This is a genomic window from Kineococcus indalonis, from assembly GCF_009906395.1.
Classification (GTDB): domain Bacteria; phylum Actinomycetota; class Actinomycetes; order Actinomycetales; family Kineococcaceae; genus Kineococcus; species Kineococcus indalonis.
This window is the reverse complement of the sequence record NZ_JAAALM010000295.1, coordinates 1-5,144: the sequence shown is the minus strand read 5'-3', so window position 1 is coordinate 5,144 and position 5,144 is coordinate 1. Positions and strand designations below refer to the sequence as shown.

Sequence of the window (5,144 nt, the reverse complement as noted above, 5' to 3'; positions counted from 1 at the left end):
GGGCGTGCAGGTGCAGGGCGGGGGAGGGGCGACCACCAGCGTGGTCCTGCCCCGCAGCGACGGCTCGAGCGTGGTGGCGCTGTGGGAGGCGGCACCGGTGTGGGACCCGGACGCGAGCAAGGCGCTTCACGTGCCCACCCGGCAGGTGACGCTGCAGCTGGACGGCACCGCCGATGCGCAGGTGCACGTGCCGCGGGCGTCGGCCAAGGCCGTCGAGGCGCAGGAAGACACCGGCAGCGTGAGGGTCACCAGCCGGGCGGACCCGACCATCATCGTGCTCACGTCCGCCAGCAGGACCTCGTCGACGTCGGAGGACGCCGAGGACGCCGAGAACACCGGGGACGCCCCGGACACGGAGGAACCCTCGGTCTCCTGACGGCAGCATGGGGAAGGCCCGGCCCGCCGCAGGGGTCGGGCCTTCCCCGTGGCAGCGGGCGGACGCGGGCCGTCAGCACCCCCCAGGGACCGGGCGCTCGGGGCGGGTCAGAGATTACCGACCACGGCCGCGGCCGCCCGCAGCCATGCCTGGCGGGTGGTGCTGCGGAAGTGGCGGTACAGGCGCTGGTTGAGACCTTCGTCGGCCTCGCGCTGGGCGCGCCCCTGCTGCGAGTTGCCGATGAGGACGGTCATGGCGCCTGCCACGACCTCCTCCTTCCTGGCGGCGTGCAGGCCGTCGATGAGCGCGGACGAGGCCGGGTTCTCGTCGGAGGCGAGGATGCCGAAGTGGCTGGGGAACTGCTGGCGCACGTAGCGGTCGAGGTCCCCCACGCGCAGCTCCTCGGCGCGCAGTTGGTGCAGTCACGCGCCAGGTCGATGCCGGTGCGGGTGTGCTCGGAGCGCTCCGCGCGCCAGCCGAGGGTGCCGCGGGTCTCGTTGTTGTCTCAGGCGAGGACGCCACTGCCGCGGTGGACGCCGAGCGTGGCGGCCAGGCGTAGATGGCCGTGGTCTTGGTGCCGCCGCCCTCGGGGGTGGCGACCACGACGGTGCGCGGACCCTGCAGCGGTCGGCGGATCCTCTCGATCAGGGCGCGCAGTTGCAGCTCGTACCGTCAGGTCGATGACGGCGCACGGCGCGGTGGTCTCAGCTGGCAAAGTCGCATCGGTCAGTGCACAGGGACGCGCTCAGCGCCGGGTGGGTGTTCACGCGAGGGTGGCGGCGTCGATGACGAAGCGGTAGCGCACGTCGGAGGCCAGCACCCGCTCCCAGGCGTCGTTGACCTGCTCGGCGCTGATGACCTCGACCTCGGCGCCGATGCCGTGCTCGGCGCAGAAGTCCAGCATCTCCTGCGTCTCGGCGATGCCGCCGATCGAGGAGCCGGCGAAGGAGCGGCGCTGCGGGATGAGGGAAAAGATGTTCACGCTCAGCGGCTCGGCGGGTGCGCCGACGTTGACCAGGGCGCCGTCCACGGCCAGCAGCGAGAGGTAGGCGTCCAGGTCGATCGCGGCGCTGACGGTGTTGACGATCAGGTCGAAGGTGCCCGCCAGGGCGGTGAAGGTGTCCGGGTCGGAGGTGGCGTGGTAGTGCTGCGCACCCAGGCGCAGGCCGTCCTCCTGCTTCTTCAGCGACTGCGAGAGCACCGTGACTTCCGCGCCGAGGGCGGCGGCGATCTTGACGCCCACGTGGCCGAGGCCGCCGAGGCCGACGATCGCGACCTTCGTGCCGGGGCCGGCGCCCCAGTGGCGCAGCGGGGAGTACAGCGTGATGCCCGCGCACAGCAGCGGGGCCGCCACGTGCAGCTCGAGACCGTCGGGGATGCGCACGACGAAGTCCTCGTCGACGACGATCTGCTGGGAGTAGCCGCCGGCGGTGGGCTGCCCGTCCACGCCGATGCCGTTGTAGGTCTGGATGTTGCCCTTCAGGCAGTACTGCTCCTGGCCCCGGCGGCAGTTGACGCACTCGCGGCAGGAGTCGACCATGCAGCCCACCCCGACGCGGTCGCCGACGGCGTGCTTGGTGACCTCCGGGCCGACCTCGGCGACGACGCCGGCGATCTCGTGGCCGACGACGATGGGGTAGGTGACCGCGCCCCACTCGCCGCGGGCGGTATGGATGTCGGAGTGGCAGATGCCGGCGAACTCGATCTCGATGCGCACGTCCTTCGGGCCCACCTCGCGGCGCTCGATGGTCGTGGGCGCGAGCGGCTGGTCGGCTGCGTGGGCGGCGTAGGCGTTCACCGTCGTGGTCATGGTCGTGCTCCTCGTCGTGGGGTTCGTCGTGGGGTTCGTCGTGGAGTGGTGTCGGGGCTCAGCGCCGGTGCGGGAGGACGCGCTGCCCGCCTGCGAGTCGCCGCTGCGACCGGGCGATGACGAGCAGGCCGAAGATGGAGACCGCTGCGCCGGCGGTCATCATCACCGCCACGGGCACCGCGGTGCCCTCCCCGCCCAGGCCGGCGATCGGGGCGGCGAGCCCGGCCGTTCCCCACTGCAGCATCCCCAGCACGGCCGAGCCGGTGCCCGGGTGCTCGGGGACGGCCTCGGCGGCCAGCGCTCCGGCGTTGCCCCACAGCAGCCCGATGGCGACCATGAACGTGAAGAAGGACACCACCGCCACCACCAGCGGGGTGCCGAAGAACAGGGCACCGACGAGCATGAGCACCCCGGCGGCCAGCGCGAGCAGCTGCCCGACCAGGACGACCGCCCGGGTGGGGACGCGTCCGGCCAGGCGCGCGGCCAGCAGCGCGGCCAGCGTCATCCCGGCGGCGTTGGCGGCGAAGTCGACGGAGTAGGCCAGCGGGGACAGCCCGTTCATCGAGCGCAGGACGAAGGAGGAGGTCGCCACGTAGGCGAACAGCCCGACCATCGCGGCGGCGGCCACGAGCACGTACCCGACGTAGTCCCGCTCGCCCAGCACGGCCCGGGCGTCGCGGGCGAAGGTGGCCAGGCCCCCCGCGTGGCGGCGCTCGGGCGGCAGGGACTCGGGCACCACCGCGAAGACGACGACGATCATGAGCACGACCAGGGCGGCGATGACCCAGAACGGCGCCCGCCACCCTGAGACCTGCAGGATCGCCCCACCGAGCAGCGGGGCGACGATCGGGGCGATGCCGCCGACGCCCTGCACCAGGTTCAGGACGCGCACCAGCTGGGTGCCGCTGGCCAGGTCCACGACGACGGCGCGGGCGACGACCATGGCCCAGCCGCCGGCGAAGCCCTGCACGAAGCGGGCGGCGGCCATGAGCGCGATGGTCGGTGCCAGCGCGCAGGCGATGGAGGCGGCCAGCATCAGGACGGTGGCGGCCAGCAGGGGCCGGCGCCGGCCGCGCTGGTCGGAGAACGGTCCGCCGATGAGCTGACCGGTGGCCATGCCGACGAAGAAGGTGGTCAGGGTCAGCTGCACCCCGGTGGCGGTGGTGGCCAGGTCGCGCGCGACGTCGGGGAAGGCGGGCACGTACATGTCGGTGGCCAGCGGGGCGATGGCGGTGGTGAGGACGACCGTGCCGATCAGGGCCGCCGGGACGGGGTGCGGATGCTCGGCCGGGGTGGCGCGGACAGCCGGGGGAGAGGACGGCCGGGGCCGGGTGGTCACGAGGTGCGACTCCGAGTCAGAGGGTCGGCGAGGAGGTGCCGGCGGTGGCGGTGGTGACGTCGGTGGAGCGCACGGTGGCGGCCCAGGACGCCAGCAGGCCCAGCGCCTGGGCGGTGGGGCTGGCCGGTTCGGCGGCGTACAGCGTCAGCGTCAGCCCGGGTTCGGCGACCACCTCCAGCGACTCGTAGGCCAGGTCGAGCTCGCCCACCGCCTCGTGGTGGAAGCGCTTGGTGCCGGCCCCGTGCAGGCGCACGTCGTGCGAGCTCCACAGGGCGCGGAACTGCTCGCTGCGGGTGGACAGCTCCCCGACGAGGTCGTGCATGGTCTTGTCGTGCGGGTCGCGGCCGGCCTCGGTGCGCAGGATCGACACGCAGGTCGCCGCGGCGGTCGCCCAGTCGGGGTAGAAGCGGTGGGAGTGCTCGTCCAGGAAGGTGAAACGGGCGAAGTTCGGGTGCGTGCCCCCGCCGGCGGCGTCGAGGGAGGCGTACATCGAGGAGTGCATCGCCCAGCCCAGCGTGTTGGTCGCCAGCAGGTCCATCCGCCCGTTGCGCACGATCGCCGGGCCGGCGCTGAAGGCGTCCAGCGCCCACTGCAGGCTCGGCCGGGCGACCCAGCGCGATGTCGAGCGCCGGCGCGGGCGGGCCAGGGCGCTGGTGCCGTCGGCGGCGCTGGCCAGGTCGAACAGGTGGGTGCGCTCGGCCTCGTCCAGGCGCAGCGCCCGGGCCAGCGCCTCCAGCACCGAGGCCGACACCCCGGCCAGGGCGCCGCGCTCGAGCTTGGCGTAGTACTCCACGCTGATGCCGGCCAGCGCGGCCGCCTCCGCGCGCCGCAGGCCGGGGACGCGGCGCCGTCCCACGTCGGGCAGCCCGGCGTCGGCGGGGGTGAGCTTGGCCCGGCGGGTGGTGAGGAAGTCCCGGACCTCGGAGCGGTTGTCCACGCCCTCCACGCTAGGCGCGCCGCCGCGGGGCGGGGAGTCACTGCCGTGGGGTGTACCGGTGGTGCACCCCACGACAGGGCACCGCAGAACGGGGGTGGCCCGCACCACCCGGGGCGTTCAATGACCGTGGTGCACCGCCGTGGTGCACCCGCGAGGACCGGCTCGGCCCTCAGCGCGCCGGGCCTCTCCGGCCCGGTCCACCCGGCCTGGTCCACCCGGTCCGGTCCACCCGGCCCGGTCCACCCGGCCTGGTCCACCCGGTCCGGTCCACCGTGCCTGATCCGCCGAGCCCGATCGAAGGAGCAACCTGTGCGTGGTGTCGTGATGCACGCCCCTGGTGACGTCCGCGTCGAGGACGTGCCCGAGCCGAGGATCCAGAAGCCCACCGACGCGGTCATCCGCCTGGCCGCCACCTGCATCTGCGGCTCGGACCTGTGGCCCTACCGCGGCGCGGACGAGGTCAGCGAACCGCTGCCCATGGGGCACGAGTACTGCGGTGTCGTCGAGGAGGTCGGAGACGACGTCCACGACATCGCCGTCGGTGACTTCGTCGTCGGTTCCTTCTTCGCCTCCGACAACACCTGCGAGATCTGCCGCGCCGGCTACCAGACCTCCTGCCTGCACCGCGAGGTGCTCGGCACCGGTGGCGCCGCCCAGGCCGAGCGCATGCGGGTCCCGCTGG

General features: G+C 73.6%; 5 protein-coding genes and 1 pseudogene. 2 read left to right on the top strand and 4 right to left on the bottom strand.

What is annotated here, in order from left to right; all coding sequences use genetic code 11:
• Window positions 1–376: pseudogene (locus GTR00_RS14140) on the top strand (glycoside hydrolase family 6 protein); the annotation flags it as partial.
• 107 nt (window positions 377–483) lie between these two features.
• Here GTR00_RS14140 and GTR00_RS14135 read toward each other — a convergent pair.
• The 4 genes from GTR00_RS14135 to GTR00_RS14120 form a co-directional block, all read right to left on the bottom strand.
• Window positions 484–768, bottom strand: a complete 285-nt coding sequence (locus GTR00_RS14135; protein ID WP_166612247.1) for a hypothetical protein — start codon at window positions 766–768, stop codon at window positions 484–486.
• A gap of 371 nt (window positions 769–1,139) precedes the next feature.
• A complete protein-coding gene (locus GTR00_RS14130; RefSeq protein WP_166612246.1) occupies window positions 1,140–2,186 on the bottom strand; it encodes an NAD(P)-dependent alcohol dehydrogenase in 1,047 nt (348 codons plus the stop codon).
• 58 nt (window positions 2,187–2,244) lie between these two features.
• Window positions 2,245–3,525, bottom strand: a complete 1,281-nt coding sequence (locus GTR00_RS14125) for a multidrug effflux MFS transporter (RefSeq protein WP_205705801.1) — start codon at window positions 3,523–3,525, stop codon at window positions 2,245–2,247.
• 16 nt (window positions 3,526–3,541) lie between these two features.
• Window positions 3,542–4,462 carry a helix-turn-helix transcriptional regulator gene (locus tag GTR00_RS14120; protein ID WP_166612245.1) on the bottom strand — a complete coding sequence of 307 codons (921 nt, stop codon included), beginning with the start codon at window positions 4,460–4,462 and terminating at the stop codon, window positions 3,542–3,544.
• A gap of 309 nt (window positions 4,463–4,771) precedes the next feature.
• On the opposite strand from GTR00_RS14120, the gene GTR00_RS14115 reads away from it, so the two are divergent.
• The coding region (locus GTR00_RS14115; RefSeq protein WP_166612244.1) for an alcohol dehydrogenase catalytic domain-containing protein at window positions 4,772–5,144 on the top strand (373 nt) is incomplete at its 3' end.

Coding starts and splice junctions, on each gene's coding strand:
- GTR00_RS14130 (WP_166612246.1), bottom strand. CDS start 2,186: ATGACCACGACGGTGAACGCCTACGCCGCCCACGCAGCCGACCAGCCG.